General features: G+C 63.1%; 20 protein-coding genes and 1 other RNA gene. 14 read left to right on the top strand and 7 right to left on the bottom strand.

Features of this window, described 5'->3' with window-relative positions; genetic code table 11:
- Nucleotides 1-24 precede the first annotated feature (24 nt).
- Nucleotides 25-1,593 (top strand): hypothetical protein, encoded by a 1,569-nt coding sequence (locus tag NVV79_RS21595; protein WP_303994018.1) that lies wholly within the window; start codon nt 25-27, stop codon nt 1,591-1,593.
- Between the two features lie 42 nt (nt 1,594-1,635).
- On the opposite strand, the gene NVV79_RS21590 is transcribed toward NVV79_RS21595, so the two are convergent.
- The 3 genes from NVV79_RS21590 to ssrA form a co-directional block, all read right to left on the bottom strand.
- The gene (locus NVV79_RS21590) at nt 1,636-1,851 is read right to left on the bottom strand and encodes a ribbon-helix-helix domain-containing protein (RefSeq protein ID WP_303994015.1); all 216 of its coding nucleotides are present in this window, start codon (nt 1,849-1,851) and stop codon (nt 1,636-1,638) included.
- Nucleotides 1,852-1,862: 11 nt separating this feature from the next.
- On the bottom strand, nt 1,863-2,357 hold the full coding sequence (locus tag NVV79_RS21585; protein WP_303994012.1) for an SspB family protein: 495 nt from the start codon (nt 2,355-2,357) through the stop codon (nt 1,863-1,865).
- Between the two features lie 110 nt (nt 2,358-2,467).
- Nucleotides 2,468-2,824, bottom strand: a transfer-messenger RNA (tmRNA) gene (gene ssrA, locus NVV79_RS21580).
- Nucleotides 2,825-2,916: 92 nt separating this feature from the next.
- Here ssrA and NVV79_RS21575 point away from each other — a divergent pair.
- Nucleotides 2,917-3,447: a thermonuclease family protein gene (locus tag NVV79_RS21575; protein ID WP_303994009.1), complete on the top strand. Its 531-nt coding sequence runs from the start codon at nt 2,917-2,919 to the stop codon at nt 3,445-3,447.
- Between the two features lie 3 nt (nt 3,448-3,450).
- Here NVV79_RS21575 and NVV79_RS21570 read toward each other — a convergent pair whose 3' ends face one another.
- Complete coding sequence (locus NVV79_RS21570; protein ID WP_369684755.1) at nt 3,451-3,690, bottom strand: YdeI/OmpD-associated family protein; 240 nt, start codon at nt 3,688-3,690, stop codon at nt 3,451-3,453.
- Nucleotides 3,687-4,085, bottom strand: coding sequence for a RidA family protein (locus tag NVV79_RS21565; RefSeq protein ID WP_303994006.1), 399 nt, complete (start codon nt 4,083-4,085; stop codon nt 3,687-3,689). The genes NVV79_RS21570 and NVV79_RS21565 overlap by 4 nt, the downstream gene beginning before the upstream one ends.
- Nucleotides 4,086-4,252: 167 nt before the next feature.
- Here NVV79_RS21565 and NVV79_RS21560 point away from each other — a divergent pair, with 167 nt between their 5' ends.
- The 7 genes from NVV79_RS21560 to hflC all read left to right on the top strand — a co-directional run bounded on the left by NVV79_RS21560 (nt 4,253) and on the right by hflC (nt 9,965).
- Nucleotides 4,253-5,047 carry a thymidylate synthase gene (locus tag NVV79_RS21560; protein ID WP_303994003.1) on the top strand — a complete coding sequence of 265 codons (795 nt, stop codon included), beginning with the start codon at nt 4,253-4,255 and terminating at the stop codon, nt 5,045-5,047.
- Complete coding sequence (locus NVV79_RS21555; protein WP_303994000.1) at nt 5,044-5,364, top strand: MazG nucleotide pyrophosphohydrolase domain-containing protein; 321 nt, start codon at nt 5,044-5,046, stop codon at nt 5,362-5,364. The genes NVV79_RS21560 and NVV79_RS21555 overlap by 4 nt, the downstream gene beginning before the upstream one ends.
- 39 nt (nt 5,365-5,403) lie before the next feature.
- Entirely contained in the window at nt 5,404-6,408 is a 1,005-nt protein-coding gene (locus NVV79_RS21550) for a DUF4424 domain-containing protein (protein WP_303993997.1), read from the top strand.
- Nucleotides 6,408-6,893, top strand: coding sequence for a GNAT family N-acetyltransferase (locus NVV79_RS21545; protein WP_303993994.1), 486 nt, complete (start codon nt 6,408-6,410; stop codon nt 6,891-6,893). The genes NVV79_RS21550 and NVV79_RS21545 overlap by 1 nt, the downstream gene beginning before the upstream one ends.
- 81 nt (nt 6,894-6,974) lie before the next feature.
- Nucleotides 6,975-7,655: a dihydrofolate reductase gene (locus tag NVV79_RS21540; RefSeq protein ID WP_369684754.1), complete on the top strand. Its 681-nt coding sequence runs from the start codon at nt 6,975-6,977 to the stop codon at nt 7,653-7,655.
- A gap of 108 nt (nt 7,656-7,763) precedes the next feature.
- Nucleotides 7,764-8,876 carry an FtsH protease activity modulator HflK gene (gene hflK / locus NVV79_RS21535; RefSeq protein WP_303993988.1) on the top strand — a complete coding sequence of 371 codons (1,113 nt, stop codon included), beginning with the start codon at nt 7,764-7,766 and terminating at the stop codon, nt 8,874-8,876.
- Between the two features lie 3 nt (nt 8,877-8,879).
- Entirely contained in the window at nt 8,880-9,965 is a 1,086-nt protein-coding gene (gene hflC / locus NVV79_RS21530) for a protease modulator HflC (RefSeq protein ID WP_303993985.1), read from the top strand.
- 66 nt (nt 9,966-10,031) lie between these two features.
- On the opposite strand, the gene serB is transcribed toward hflC, so the two are convergent.
- Complete coding sequence (serB, locus tag NVV79_RS21525; RefSeq protein ID WP_303993982.1) at nt 10,032-10,904, bottom strand: phosphoserine phosphatase SerB; 873 nt, start codon at nt 10,902-10,904, stop codon at nt 10,032-10,034.
- A gap of 24 nt (nt 10,905-10,928) precedes the next feature.
- Here serB and miaA point away from each other — a divergent pair, with 24 nt between their 5' ends.
- Complete coding sequence (miaA, locus tag NVV79_RS21520) at nt 10,929-11,807, top strand: tRNA (adenosine(37)-N6)-dimethylallyltransferase MiaA (protein ID WP_303993979.1); 879 nt, start codon at nt 10,929-10,931, stop codon at nt 11,805-11,807.
- On the opposite strand, the gene NVV79_RS21515 is transcribed toward miaA, so the two are convergent.
- Complete coding sequence (locus NVV79_RS21515; RefSeq protein WP_303993976.1) at nt 11,804-13,216, bottom strand: MATE family efflux transporter; 1,413 nt, start codon at nt 13,214-13,216, stop codon at nt 11,804-11,806. The genes miaA and NVV79_RS21515 overlap by 4 nt on opposite strands.
- 79 nt (nt 13,217-13,295) lie before the next feature.
- On the opposite strand from NVV79_RS21515, the gene NVV79_RS21510 reads away from it, so the two are divergent.
- The 4 genes from NVV79_RS21510 (at nt 13,296) to NVV79_RS21495 (ending at nt 15,133) form a co-directional block, all read left to right on the top strand.
- Complete coding sequence (locus tag NVV79_RS21510) at nt 13,296-13,670, top strand: DUF423 domain-containing protein (RefSeq protein ID WP_303993973.1); 375 nt, start codon at nt 13,296-13,298, stop codon at nt 13,668-13,670.
- Nucleotides 13,671-13,740: 70 nt separating this feature from the next.
- A complete protein-coding gene (locus NVV79_RS21505; protein WP_303993970.1) occupies nt 13,741-14,016 on the top strand; it encodes a hypothetical protein in 276 nt (91 codons plus the stop codon).
- A 291-nt stretch (nt 14,017-14,307) separates the two neighbouring features.
- Nucleotides 14,308-14,523 (top strand): cold-shock protein, encoded by a 216-nt coding sequence (locus tag NVV79_RS21500; RefSeq protein ID WP_303993967.1) that lies wholly within the window; start codon nt 14,308-14,310, stop codon nt 14,521-14,523.
- Between the two features lie 115 nt (nt 14,524-14,638).
- Nucleotides 14,639-15,133, top strand: a complete 495-nt coding sequence (locus tag NVV79_RS21495) for an NUDIX hydrolase (protein WP_303993964.1) — start codon at nt 14,639-14,641, stop codon at nt 15,131-15,133.
- The last annotated feature ends 8 nt before the right edge of the window (nt 15,134-15,141 follow it).

Genomic DNA, 15,141 nt, shown 5'->3' with positions numbered 1-15,141 from the left:
CCGCTCTTTGCCGGGGATGGCTCCATGCTTGTCAGCCTGAGCCTGCAGGGCACGCCGAATAACAGCCTCGACAGCAATATCACCGCCAGCCTGGGCGACGAGAGCATCAGCTATGCCGGCAATCTGGTGTCGCTGGACAATGGCGAAATCCAGGGGACGGGGCGGCTGGACATTGCCCTGGACAATGCCGGCGGGCTGGCCCGGATCGTGGGCGCGCGGGGCCTGACCCTGCCCATGGCTGAGGGCAGCGCGCAATTGCATTTCGAGGGCGAGCGGCTGGCCCGATTGAGCGAGATCAGCGGGACGTCGGGGGAAACCGACTTCAGCGGAGCGCTCTCGCTATCGCGCACGGGCAGCACGGCCGCGGTATCGGGCGAGATCGCGGTGGACCTGGTATCGGTCGAAGGCCTTGCCGTGACGCTGTTCGGGCCGGCGGCACTGGTCGGTGGCAGCGATAGCTGGCCGGAGGGACCGATTACGCTGGGCGACCAGGCGCGGCAGACGCGGGGTACGGTTTCGGTGACGGCCGGCGCGCTGGCGGCTGGCGGCGAGGAGCGGCTGGGCAGGACCAGCTTCGAGTTGAGCTGGGACGAGACCCGCACGCGGCTGGCGCGGTTCGAGGCGGTGGCCGATCTCGGAACGCTTGGCCTCGACATGACCATCTGCTGCGCAGGCCCGCTGGTCGACAAGACCGTCAGCGGCCGCATGACGGTGGCGGCGGTGCCGAGTGACATGGTCGCCCCTCCGGCCGTTGCCCACATGCTGGGCGGGCTGCTCGATGGCGGGGTACGGTTCGAGGCAACGGGCGCGAGCCTCGCCGAGCTGATGAGCGTCATGGCGGGCGAAGGCAATGTCACGCTGAGCGGCCTTGCGGTGCAGCAATTGTCGCCCGAGGTTTATGCGACCGTGGCCGGGCTCGAAAACGTGCTCGAAATGGAGCCCGATGCGATGAGCACCATTATGGGGCTGGCGCTGGGGCAGGGGCCATTCACCGCGCCCCAGGCCACCGGCGCTTTCTCCATTGCCGGCGGCGTGGTGCGGCTGGCCAATGTCATCGTCAATGGCGAGGGCGCCGGACTGGCGGGCGATCTCAACCTGACGCTCGCCGATCTGGGGCTCAATGGCAGCTTCGTCATGACGCCGCGCGACTTCGCTGACAGCAGCGGCCTGGTCGGCCCCGATACGTCGCGCATCATCACGCGGCTGGCCGGGACGCTGCTGGCGCCAGTGGTGACGCTGGACCTGGGCGAGATGGTCGCCGCGGTGCTGGTGCGGGCCAATGAAATGGAAGTGGAGCGCCTCGAAGTCCTGCGGGCCGAAGATGCCGAGCGGCAGCGCGCCGCTGCCGAGGAGCGCAACCGGCTGATCGAGGAGCAGCGCCGCCGAGCTGCCGAGGAGGCTGCCCGGCTTGCGGCCGAGGAGGCCGCGCGACAGGCGGCGGAAGAAGAGGCAAGGCGGCTGGAACAGCAACAGCCGCCGCAGACCAGACCGTCGATCGAAACCCTGCCGCCGCCGCAAGGGCCACTGGATCTGGGCCTGCCACCTCCGGTGAACCGGCCCCTGGGGTCGGGCGTCAACCAGCCGCTGTTTTAGAAAGCCTCATGGTTCGACAAGCTCACCATGAGGGCTACTCGGCTAACCGGCTGCGGCCTTGTCCTGATACCAGCGCAGCACGGCCAGCCTTACGGCCGAGGAGAGGTTGGCCGTTTGCCTGACCTCGTCGATATCGCGGATCAGGCTTGCCATGGTCTGGGATTTTTCGGCGGCCATGGCATCAAGCGCTGCCCAGAATTCGGGCTCCAGCGCGATGGAGGTTCGATGGCCAGCGATGGACAGGGAACGTTTGTCCATCAAGGACCGTGTCAGGGCTTCTTGCGGAAGGCGTCGAGGCTGACGACCTTTTCGCCGGGCTTTTCCTCGCCCGCTTCGACCGCACCGGCTTCGGCGGTGGCTTCCACTTCGGCATCCGCGTCGGCTTCGACCGCTGCGGCGCCCGGCGCGGTTGCCGGATCGAATTGCAGGCCGAACTGGACGGAGGGATCAAAGAACCCCTTGACCGCCGAGAAGGGGACCACCAGCGTTTCGGGAATGCCGTCAAAGCTGAGGCCAACCTCGAAACCGGTCTCGTTGACCTTGAGGTCCCAATACTGGTTCTGGATGACGATGGTCATTTCCTTGTCGTACTGGCCGAGCAGTTTCTCGCTCAGGCGCACGCCCGGCGCGCGGGTGACGAAGGAAATGAAGAAGTGATGCTCGCCGGGCAGGCCGGTCTTGGCGACCTCGGCCAGCACCTTGCGCACGACGCCGCGCAGGGCTTCCTGGGCGAGAATGTCGTATCGCATGTGGTCTTCGGCCATCGGCTACCTTTCAGTTACAGGGGATAGAATCCCGAACGGCCCATATCAGCCTCACGTTCCACGAGAATTCAAGAACAAAGGCACAGCGCGATGCAGAGAATGAAGGGGAAGGTGCAGGCTTCTGTTGCCAGGTGCCTGCGGACCCCGCCTGTCGCCCGGCTAGGAGCGGAGGACTTAAATTCCCAGTGCTAGCACCGCTTACGCGGCGAGAGCGACCGGAGCCTTATGGTTGTCATTAGCAACTATAAGTTTTGGACCGATAACGGTGGTACCTCACCGAGCAAAAGCACACCTTTTACGCCCTCGTCGATCCTGTTTCGCCCCCATTGGCTGCCCCCTCGTGGGGTAGATGGTGGAGGCGCCGGGTACTGCCCCCGGGTCCGAAAGGTTTATTACGATGACCGTTTATCGCCATAGCTCTTGCGAGCAGGTTCTATATAGGCGCGGTCGGGGCGGGATGCAAATCACGCGCGCGCGGTGACCGCGTATTGTCCCCTGCGTGTTGAACCCGACTTAACGCTTGCCAGCCATCCTGCCATCCACGTGATGGGAGGGGGCCATGGCATCAAGAACATCGCTGCGCCTGGTGACGAAAGCAGGCGGGCGCCGCGCGCTGTCGAACTGGATTCTCGTTCCGGCTTTTCTGGTGGTCGGCGGATTGGGTGGAGCGCTGCTGGGGGCACTTCCGGAGCAGGACCTGGCAAGGCTGCTCAATCCACCGGCGAGCAGCAATGTCGTAGCCGTACCGCAAACCTTCGCCGTTTGTGCCGGCAGCGTTCGTATCGACTGCGTGGTGGATGGCGATACGTTCTGGCTCGCCGGGGTCAAGATACGCATTGCCGACATCAATACGCCGGAGGTGAGTTCGCCGGCTTGCGCCGCCGAGGCGGCTCTTGGCAGGCGTGCGACCACGCGGCTGCGCGAGCTGCTCAGCGCTGGATCATTCGAGCTGCAACTTGCCGATCGCGATGAAGATGTCTATGGCCGCAAGCTGCGCGTGGTGGTGCGGGGCGGCCAGTCGATCGGCGATACAATGGTGGCCGAAGGGCTTGCGCATCACTGGCGGGGGTACAAGGAGGGCTGGTGCTAGGCCTCAGCCGTTCCATTTCATGCCCATATAGACGCCGCCGGCCTCAAGCTCATCGAGCATCTGGGCCAGGTGCTTCTGCTTGGTGTCCTCGCGCTTCACCTTGTTGATCCAGAGCAGGTAGTCATTGCGCTGATAGGGCGGGCGGGCATCATAGGCGTCGCGCAACCCGCGCTCGTCGAGCGCCTTCTGGACGAAATCGGGCATGTCCTCGCGCTTGCGCAGCGGCCGCAGCACCGGGCTCACGGCAGCACCGCCTGCGCCTCGATCTCGATGAGGAAATCGGGATTGGCGAGGCCGGGCACGCGGAAGCCCGTCACGGTCGGCGGATTGGGGCGCTGGCCCCACACGCCCATCCACACGCCGAAGGCGGCGCCGAGGTCGATATCCTGCTGCATGATGATGGTGGTCTTGACCAGGTCTTCGAGCCGCCCGCCGGCGGCAGCCAGCACCATTTGCAGATTGTCCAGCGCCTGCCTCGTCTGCGCCACGACATCGCCCTTGCCGACGATCTCGCCCTTGGCGTTGACGCCGTTCTGGCCCGCGATCAGCAACAGCCTTGCGCCGGGTGGCAGGATGATGCCCTGCGAGAAAACGGGGCTTTTGTACATTCCATCGGGACTGATGTGTTCAATGGGCATGATCGTTCTCCTTGGTGTTGGCGGCACTGGATAGCAGGACATCCTGACACCGAATGTCAGGGCTGATGGTGGTATTCTATTACCTGCGGCTACGGGACGTTTTCCCCTCGTGGGAAAGCTGCATTTGCCGACAAGGCGAGGAAGGACGAATCGACTAGACTGGGGGTATGCAGCCCTATCTCAAACTCCTCTCCGACATTCTGGAACACGGCGCCGACAAGGCCGACCGCACCGGCACCGGCACGCGTTCGCTGTTCGGCTATCAGATGCGGTTCGACCTCAATGCAGGTTTTCCGCTGCTGACCACCAAGAAGCTGCATCTCAAATCCATCATATATGAGCTGCTGTGGTTCATTCGTGGCGAGACCAATGTGCGCTGGCTGCAGGAGCGCGGCGTCAAGATCTGGGACGAATGGGCCGATGAGAATGGCGACCTCGGGCCGGTCTATGGCTCGCAATGGCGGAGCTGGCCGGCGCCGGACGGACGGAAGATCGACCAGATCGCCAATGTGATCGAGAGTATCCGCACCAAGCCGGATCTGCGCCGGCACATCGTTTCGGCCTGGAACCCGGCCGAGGTGGACGAGATGGCGCTGCCGCCCTGCCACTGCCTGTTCCAGTTCTATGTCGCCAATGGCAAATTGAGCTGCCAGCTCTACCAGCGCTCGGCCGATACGTTCCTGGGCGTGCCGTTCAACATCGCCTCCTATGCCCTGCTGACGCATATGGTGGCGCAGGTGACAGGGCTGGGCGTCGGCGACTTCGTCCACACCTTCGGCGACGTGCATCTCTATTCGAACCATTTCGAACAGGCGCGGCTGCAACTGACGCGCGAGCCGCGGGCGCTGCCGGTACTGAAGATCAATCCCGATGTGACGCGGCTCGAGGATTTCGTGTTCGAGGATTTTGCCTTCGAGGGCTACGATCCCCATCCCCATATCAAGGCCGAGGTTTCGGTTTGAGCCGCAGGCTGGCCGACCTGACGCCCTTGGTGGTCGAAGTCTCGGATACTTATGCGTCACGCAATGCCATAGCGCGTGACGACGACTGGTATCTGCTCAAATTGCAGGAAGAAGTCGGCGAGCTCACGGCCGAATATCTCAGGACCACCGGACGTGGGCGGACGAAGGGTGCCGATGCGCCGTCCATCCGCCAGGCGCTGGAGGACGAGGCTGCGGACGTGCTGGCTACGCTGCTGCTGTTCGCCCACAAGAATGGCATCGACCTCGATGCGGCGCTGGAGCGCAAGTGGTTTCAGTATCTTGGACGCAGTGGCTGACGCCGTGCTAAGCAATGGCGCGGATATCGGGAGGACGGGATGAGGTTTCTGCTGCTTTGCGGTGCATTGCTGGCTGCCGGTCCAGCACTGGCCAATGACACGTCGGCGGTGCTGACCACTGGCGGGCTCGAATTCATCACCAACCAGGACATCGTGATGGAGAGCGAGGAGCTGTTCATCTCGAAGGATGAAATCCGCGTCGTCTATCAGTTCCGCAATGATGGCGATGCCGACCAGAATATTCTCGTCGCCTTCCCGATGCCCGATATCGTGCCCGATTTCTGGTCGCCGGTGGCTTTTCCAGTGGGGCCGGACGATAACCTTTTCCAGTTCGAGACGACGCTCGACGGCAAGCATGTCGAGACGGAACTGCATGAATATGCCTATGCCTTCGGCGTCGATCGCACCAAGATGATCAAGCAGCTCGGCCTGCCGCTGGTGCCGATCACCAGCGAGGCCAGCGACGCGACCGATGCGCTGGATGACGAGACGACCCAGCGCCTGCTGCATCTCGGCCTGGTGGCGCCTGACGAATATGACGCCGGCGAAGGCTGGGAAAAGCATTACTGGCCGGCCTGGACCTACAAGGCGACCTATACCTGGGAAGGGCTGTTTCCGGCGGGCGAGACCGTGACGGTCGAGCATCGCTACAAGCCCAGCGTCGGCGGCACGGTGGGCGTCAGCTTCCTCGGCGAGCCTTATGAGGGCTACGATCCGGCGGCCGAATATGCAGCCAAATATTGCACCGACGAGAGCTTCCTGGCAGCCGTCCGCAAGACGCTGGCCAACCCGGACGAGCCGTGGTCGGCGCCATTCTACGAGAGCTGGATTTCCTACATTCTCACCACTGGCGGCAATTGGAGCGGGGGCGCCATCGGCAAGTTCCGCCTCGTGGTCGACAAGGGCAGTACCGACAACCTCGTCTCGTTCTGCGGGGAAGGTGTCAAGAAGACCGGCCCGACCACGTTCGAGATGGTCAAGGAAGACTTCTGGCCGCAAGAGGAGCTGAATATCCTGATCCTCGAGCGGCAGCCGACGAATTGATGACCGACCAACTCACTATCCGTCCGGCCACCGCAGCCGATGCTGCGCTCATTGTCCATTTCATCGCCGCGCTGGCCGAATATGAAAAGCTGAGCCATGAGGCCGAGGCGACCGAGGCCGATATCCTGCGTGACCTGTTCGGGTCCGCGCCCAAGGTGTTCTGCGAGATCGCCGAATGGGAGGGTAAGCCGGTCGGCTTCACGCTGTGGTTCTATACCTATTCCACCTTCCAGGGCCGGCATGGCATCTGGCTGGAGGACCTGTTCGTCGATCCATCCATGCGGGGCAAGGGGATCGGCAAGGCGTTGCTGGTCAATCTGGCTCGGCGCTGCGTGGCCGAGGGGCTGGGACGGTTCGAATGGTGGGTGCTCGACTGGAACGAGCCCAGCATCGAATTCTACAAGGCGCAGGGCGGGGTGATGCAGGACGAATGGACCAAGGTGCGGGTCGATGGTGACGCACTGCTACTCCTCGGTTCGAATTAACCGGTTATTGTGTCTTGTGACCCAAGGCCGGGTCTGCGATGAACCGGCGAACTTCAGTCTTGCCCATCTGCTAGGTTGTCCATGCCCACTCCACCACGCGTGAAGATGCCCTCAGCGACGTCCATCGTTGCACGGAGCCATCCAGACCACATTATCGGCGTGGACAATACGCTTCCATGGCACCTTCGCACAGATTTACAGCATTTCAAGAAATTGACTGCGGGGCACGCAGTCATCATGGGGCGCCGCACGTTTGAGTCGCTTGGTCGTCCGCTGCCAAATCGACTTAATATTGTTTTGTCGCGACAGATTTTTGATGATTACGCGAATGTTAAGTGGGCAAAAGATCCAGAAACGGCGCTTCTTCTAGCTGATGTCCATTCTATATTTACGCTTCAGCCGGAATTTTTTATAATTGGTGGCGAGGTAATTTTCGGAGAGTTTCAAAAATATATAAATCAATTTTGGCTTACTGACGTATATACTGGACATATGAATGGCGATGCCAAATTTGATTATACTTTTCTACCGTCGGAGTGGCGGACTCGTGAAGAGAGAGAGTTTCCATCCGGGGAACACGATGATTTTTCTTTTCGAATAACCCATTACGCCCGACGAAAATTTGAACATCGGATGAGGTCTAAGGAAGAATTCATGCCAACGAGTTCCCATATAATTGACCGTCTAGAAGAATGGTCGGAATTTATAGAAAGCCAACCTGCTGACGATGATGCGTTGGTGGATCACCCGACCCTTTTTTAGACCACCGCGTCAAAGTGTACGAGCGACGACAGGACAGCGCGCATTGATCGGTTGAAGCCCTTGCCTATATAAGTCGTCAACGAAACGAAATTATCCGAAAGGGACGCGATGCCGTGGGAGAGTAACGGAGGCGGGGGTGGCCGCAATAATAATGGCGGCCCCTGGGGGCAGGCGCCCGGTGGTGGCGGCGGTGGCCCACGGCGTCCGGGTGGCGGCAATACGCCCAATCTCGAGGACATTCTCAACCGCGGTCGCGACCAGTTCAAGGGCGGGATTCCCGGTGGCCGCTGGGCCATTATCGGCGGCATTCTCGCCGTGCTCGCCTTTTGGGGCGCCAATTCGGTCTATACCGTGGCGCCGCAGGAAGTTGGCGTCGAACTGCGTTTCGGCAAGCCCAAGCCGGAGCTTGCCGGCCCGGGCCTGCATTTCCTGTTGTGGCCGGTCGACACCGTCGAACGCGTGACGACCACGCTTAATCAGACCCAGATCGGAACGGCCACTGCCAACGGTTCGCGCCAGTCGCAGGCCGCAAGCGATGGACTGATGCTCTCGGGCGACCAGAATATCGTGAATGTGCAATTCTCGGTGTTCTGGGCGATCGACAATCCGCAGGAATATCTGTTCAACGTCCGCGATCAGGAATCGATGGTCCGCTTCGCTGCTGAAAGCGCCATGCGTGAAGTGGTCGGTCGTCGTCCGGCCCAGGACATCTATAGTGACGACCGTAGCGGTATTTCCGAGGAAGTGCTGCGGATCATCCGCACGACGCTCGACAGTTATGGTCTGGGCGTGAACGTGACGCAGATCCTGATCGAGAATGCCGGTCCGCCGTCTGAAGTCATCGACGCCTTCAATGAAGTGCAGCGTGCCCGGCAGGACGAAACGCGCCTGCAGGAAGAGGCGCGATCCTACGCCAATACCCTGTTGGGCGATGCCCGCGGGCGTGCCGCGGCCCTGCGTGAAGAAGCCGCCGCCTATACCAACCGCGTGGTGCAGGAAGCGACCGGTGAATCCGAGCGCTTCAACGCCATCTATGCCGAATATGTCAACGCCCCCGAAGTGACGCGCAAGCGCCTGTTCCTCGAGACCATGGAGCAGGTGATGAGCAGTTCGGAAAAGGTGCTGGTGGAAACCGGAGCCGGTGGCCAGGGGGTAATCCCCTATCTGCCGCTGCCTGAACTGCGGCCCGGCGCCACGACCAACACGACGACGGGGAACTAAGCCATGAACAATCGTCTGATCATCATTGGCGTTGTCATCCTCGCCGCCCTCTATGTGTTTTTCTCGTCGATCTACGTGGTCAACGAGCGCGACCAGGCCATCGTCATGCGCTTTGGCCAGATCACCGACGTCCGCACCGAACCGGGCATCTATTTCAAGATTCCGACGGATTTCGTCGACACGGTTCAGGTGATCGAAGATCGCCTGCTGCGCTACGATATCGCCAATATGCGCGTGCAGGTGTCGGGCAACGCCTTCTACCAGGTGGATGCGTTCCTGACCTACCGCATTTCCGACCCGCGCCTGTTCCGTGAGCGTGCCACGGGCCAGCTTTCGGTTGCGGAAGCCCGTATCGGCGCCAGCCTCGATGCGGCTCTGCGTCAGGTTTACGGTCTGCGTGAATTCAGTGCCGCCCTGTCCGATCAACGCGGGCAGATGATGGAGGAAACGCGCGACCTTATCCGCCCCGATCTCGCCAATCTCGGTATCGACGTGGTGGACGTGCGTATCCTGCGCACAGATCTCGACGCCGATGTTTCGGCAACCACCTTCGAGCGTATGCGCGCCGAACGCCTGGCCGAAGCGGCGCTGCTGCGCGCCCGCGGTCAGGAACAGGCACAGAGCCTGCGGGCTATTGCCGATCGTCAGGCGGTTGAAATCGTGGCCGCGGCGACGCGCGATGCGGAAATCATCCGTGGTACGGGCGATGCGGAGCGCAACCGGCTGTTCGCAGCCGCCTATGGCCAGGATCAGGAATTCTTCGAGTTCTATCGCTCGATGGAATCCTATCGCAACGCGTTGGTGAACACCGGCACGACCATGATCCTGTCTCCCGATAGCGAGTTCTTCCGCTATTTCGGCTCCAATGGTGAATTGCCGGCGGCCAATACAGACCTGGCCACGCCGATCCAGCCGACGGCGGCGCCGATCACCGCACCGCCGACCAACGAACCGGCGCTGGATGGCCTGGGCATTGAGGAAACCACCATTCCCAGCGTCACGCTGGAAGACGGTTCCGAACTGACCCCGACGATCGGAACCGAAGTCCCGACCCCTGCCGAGGAGCCTGCTGCGGCACCAGCCCAGTAGGCGTCTCACCGGAAATGCAAAAGCTGGCGCAGCAATGCGCCGGCTTTTTGTTGGCCGAAGGAAGTGTTAGCGCACGATGTCTTCGTCGCTATAGCCCTGCAGGTAGAGCAGGGCGGTCAGGTCGCCGTGGTCGATGCGGATACCGGCCTCGGCGGCGACGGCGGGCTTGGCATGCAGGGCCACCCCGAACCCGGCGATACGGATCATGTCGAGGTCGTTGGCGCCATCGCCCACCGCGATGGTCTGGCTGAGCGGCAGATTGCGTTCGGCGGCCAGGGCCGTCAGGCGCTCGCGCTTGGTGTTCTTGTCGACGATGGGCTTGGCCACCGTGCCGGTCAGGCGGTCGCCATCGAATTCGAGCACATTGGCGATGGCTTCATGAAAGCCGATGCGCTTGGCGAAATAGTCGGCAAAGAAGGTGAAGCCGCCCGAAACCAGCGAGGTATAGGCGCCATATTCCTTCATGGTCTGGATCAGCGCGCGCCCGCCCGGCGCCAGCGTGATCTGCTCGCGGCGGATTTCCTCGATCACCTTGCGCTCCAGCCCCTTGAGCAACGCGACGCGCGTGTCGAGCGCCTGGCCGAAATCGAGCTCGCCGCGCATGGCGCGGTCGGTGATGGCGGCCACCTGGTCCTTGATGCCGAGGGCGGCGGCGAGTTCGTCGATGCATTCCTCGTTGATCATGGTCGAATCCATGTCGGCGACGAGGATCTGCTTGCGGCGATTGTCCGTCGGAACCAGCGCGGCATCGACCCTGATAGTGCCGATGATCTCGCGGGCAATGGCCAGCGCATCGGTTGACTTCGGCTCGATGATCTCGCAGGCAATGGAATGATTGAGCCAGTTGAGTTCGCCGCCGGTTTGCTTCACCACGGCAGCGGCCAGCGCCGGATCTAGTTCGGAATCGGCGGGATCGGCGATGAGGCAGAGAACCGGCATGAGGTCTACTTTTTGGAGGAATGCGTGAGCGGTCGCAGGCGCGTCGTCCTGATAGCGGGTCCGACTGCCAGCGGCAAGTCGGCGCTGGCGCTCGCCATGGCCCAGCAGCAGGACGGTATCGTGGTCAATGCCGATGCCATGCAGGTCTATGACACGCTGGCTGTGGTGACGGCCCGACCGAGCGACGGAGAAATGGCGCTGGCCGAGCATCGGCTCTATGGCACGGTGCCGGCGGCGACACGGTTTTCGACCGGGCAGTGGCTTGGCGCGGTGCGCGCGACCATCGCGGCGAGCGATCCGGCGCGGCTGTTGATTTTCGTTGGTGGTACGGGGCTTTACTTCGATGCGCTGCTAAACGGATTCGCCGATATTCCGGAAGTCCCGGCGGCACTGGCGCTTCAAGTTCAACAAGAGATTCAAGCGCTGGATGGCGAGCAGCGGCTGGCCTTGCTGCAACGCGAGGATCCCGTGACCGCCGAACGGCTCAAGGTCGCCGATCCGCAGCGGTTGATCCGCGCCCTGGCTGTGAAGCGAGCCACGGGACGGGTGCTGTCCAGCTTCCAGGATGCGCCGCAGGCGGGGCTGCTCGAGGGCGTCGATATCGAACGCCTGGTGCTGGACCCAGATCGCGACGTGCTGCGCGAGCGGATCGCGCGGCGTTTTGAAGCGATGTTCGATGGCGGGGCGGTGGAGGAGGTGAAGGCGCTGCGCGCGCTCGACCTCGATCCGTCGCTGCCTGTCATGAAGGCCATTGGCGTGCGCGAGATCGGCGACTGGCTCGATGGTATGTTGGGGCGCGACGAGGCAATCGCGCGGGCGACCATCGCTACCCAGCAATATGCCAAGAGGCAGCGGACGTGGTTCCGCAACCGCTTCGGCGATTGGCCGCGGCGCAAAATCTAGCGCGGGCGCAGCAGGCCCAGCCGTTCGCGCATGGCAAAGCGGGTGACCAGCACCACGGCCACGGCGGCGAGACCGGCAGCCAGGCCGAGCCAGATGCCGACGCCGCGCCAGCCGATGACGAAGCCGAACAGCCAGGCGGTGGGCAGGCCGATGGCCCAATAGCCCAGAATAGCGAAGACCATCGGGACCTTGGTGTCGCTCAGGCCGCGCAGCGCATGGGCGGCGACAACCTGGGCGCCATCGACGAGCTGGAACAGGCCGGCTACGGCCAGGAAGGTGGCGGCCAGCGCCAGCGCATTGGCATTTTCCGGAACGCGCGGGTCGAGGAACAGCGAGACGATGGACGGGCCCAGCGTGAGGAACAGCACGCAGGAAACAGCCATGAAGGACGTGCCCAGCGCAAAGGCGGTCCAGCCGGCCTTGCGGATGCCCTCTGGGTCACCCCGGCCATAGGCCATGCCGGTGCGGACGGTGGCAGCAATGCCCAGCCCCAGGGGCACCATGAAGGCCATGGAGGCGCATTGCAGGGCAATGGCGTGGGCGGCGACTTCGTCGGTGCCGAGCAGGCCCATCAGCAGTGCCGCGGCGGTGAAGAGGCCGACCTCGGCCAGCACGGTCAGCCCGATGGGCGTGCCGATGCGGAAGATTTCGCGGAAGCGCGGCCAATCCGGCTTCCAGAAGCGCATCAGCACATAGAAGCGCTTGAAGCGGCGCTGGCGCAGCACATAGGCCAGCATCAGCCCGAACATGACGATATTGGCCAGTACGGTCGCGATGGCGGCGCCGCGCAATTCGAGGCGCGGAAGGCCGAAATGGCCAAAGATCAGCCCGTAATTGGCAACGGCGTTGAACAACACGCCGCCGACGGTGACGAGCAGGATGATGCGCGTCGCGTCGAAAGCCGACAGCAGGGAGCGCAGTGCGATGATGGTGAGCGCCGGAAACAGCATCCACACACCCACCTGGATGTATTGCTCGGCCATCAGCGTGATCGTGGGGTCCTGCCCGAGCGCGGCATAGATGGGACGGATCTGCAGCAGGATGGGCGTGAACAGCGCGGCCAGCAGGATGGCTGCCCACATGCCCTGCCGCACGACGCGACGCACGGCCTTGATGTCTCGTGCGCCGCGCGCCTGGGCCACCAGTGGCGCCACGGCGCCAACGATGCCGATGCCGCAGACCAGGAACGGCATGAGGAACGTGGTCGCCAGCGTGCCGGCGGCGAGATGGGTCGGGCCGAGCCAGCCCAGCATGATGACGTCGGTTGCCGTCAGCGCATTCTGTGCCAGTTGCGCGATGACCAGCGGCCAGGCCAGCGCGAAGGTGGCGCGCAGCTCGGCACCCCAACTGGCTGAACTGGAAAGGCTGGCGTCGGCTGCGCCGGACGCAACCGTGGCTGGTTCGTTCATCTCAATGTCCTACTCGCGGGGGATTGCTCTAGAGGAAACCACCCGGTAGCGGAAGAGGGGCAGGCGGAGAGACCCGGAAATGCGCGGACGACATGAGGCAATGCGGCGGCTGACCCTGGCTCTGGCCGGGCTCATCGGTGCGATGGGGGTGATGGCCGCGGCGGCAGCGTCGCATGGCGATTCGCGGAACCTGGGCGCCATTGCCGCTATCGGGCTGGCGCATGGCCCGGCACTGCTGGCCCTGGGGCTGGCGGGGCGGGGCCGGCTGCTTGCCATCGCGGCGGCATTGCTGGCGGCGGGCACGATTATCTTTATCGGCGATCTCGGCATGCGCGAATGGCTCGGGCATGGCCTGTTCCCCGGCGCGGCGCCGCTCGGTGGCCTCGGTATGATCGGCGGCTGGCTCGCCATCGTGGTGGCTGGATTGGCCTGGAACGGAGCCGATCACAATTAGTTAAAATGAAGCCGGAACCAAATGCCGGTGTGCCGCATTCTTGCCCTCGATAGTTTTTGGAGGGTTTCCCATGCACAAATTCCTGATCATCGCCGCAACCTGCCTGTCGCTTGCCGCTTGCACCACCACTCAACAGGGGGCTGTCGTTGGCGGCCTTGGCGGCGCCGTGGTTGGCGCCGGCGTTACCGGCGGTAGCGCGGTTGGCACACTGGTAGGGGCTGGCGTTGGCGCCGTGGCCGGCGCAGCAGCAGGCAATGTGCTCGGCCGTGTATCCGGCAGCAACAATATCTGCATCTACGAACGTGCCGATGGCAGCCGCTATCGCGACACCTGCCCGCGCGGCTAACAGAAGTTGCAGCATCGCCCCATGCTGCACGCGCCCTAGGGCGCCAGGGCCCTCGATCCGGAGTCCCTCCTGGATCGGGGGCTTTTCATCGACCAGTGAAACGCCTTGAATTTCTGACAGATAGCCGACATATTTTTTGGTGACGACACATCTTGCAGCGCTATCTGATCGACCGGCGGAGAGGCCGGGAACTTGGCTACCTCCTGATCTGTGAATCGTTTAGGCCGGGCCAGAATAGCCCGTTTTCAACCCTTAGCCGCCTCGGCGGCGTCCACTCGCGAGGACAAGTTCATGGCTACCATCACTGGTACCGTCAAATTCTTCAACACCACCAAGGGCTACGGTTTCATCTCGCCCGAGAATGGCGAGAAGGACGCGTTCGTCCACATTTCCGCCGTCCAGCGCTCGGGCCTGCAGGGCCTCTATGAAGGCGACAAGGTGACCTATGAGCTCGAAACCGGCCGCGACGGCAAGATTTCGGCCACCAACCTGACCCTGCTGCCGTAATCGCCGGCGTCGTGTTTTTCGAAGGGCCCTACGGGGCCCTTTTTGCTGGCCGGTGCATCGACAGAAGCAGGCCCGTTATGCGACTGTCCGGGCCGTCGATCCGATGGAGAGTGCCATGCTGCGCGAATTCCTGAGCCACTGGAGTCCGAAGGTGGAAACCATGCCCGGCCAGCGGCAGTCCGGCGCGCTGCCCTATTCCATCGTCGAGGGGCGCGTGGTCTTCCTGCTGATCACCTCGCGGCGTACCGGTCGCTGGATTTTTCCCAAGGGGGATATCGAGCCGGGCATGACGCCCTGGGAGAGCGCGGCGCTGGAAGCGCTCGAGGAAGCCGGCGTCAACGGCCAGATCGGCACCAAGCCGGTCGGCAGCTACCGGTCGAGCGCCAGTGTCGACGGGTCGAGCCTGGTCGATGTCGATCTCTATCCGCTGCTTGTGGAGACCCAGCTCGACACCTGGAAGGAAATGGACCAGCGCCTGCGCCATTGGGCCGTGCTGCCCGAGGCGCGGCGGCTGCTCAATGACAGCGCCCTGTCGCGCCTGGCGGTGAAGCTGCAGACGCAATTGCGCCGGGACTCTCAGGGCGGCCCGTCGCAGGCGCCGTCAGCCTAGCTCCGACG

The organism is Devosia ginsengisoli (assembly GCF_024707105.1).
GTDB classification, from domain to species: domain Bacteria; phylum Pseudomonadota; class Alphaproteobacteria; order Rhizobiales; family Devosiaceae; genus Devosia; species Devosia ginsengisoli_A.
The sequence above is the reverse complement of the archived record's forward strand: the minus strand, read 5'-3'. Positions and strand labels throughout refer to the sequence as shown.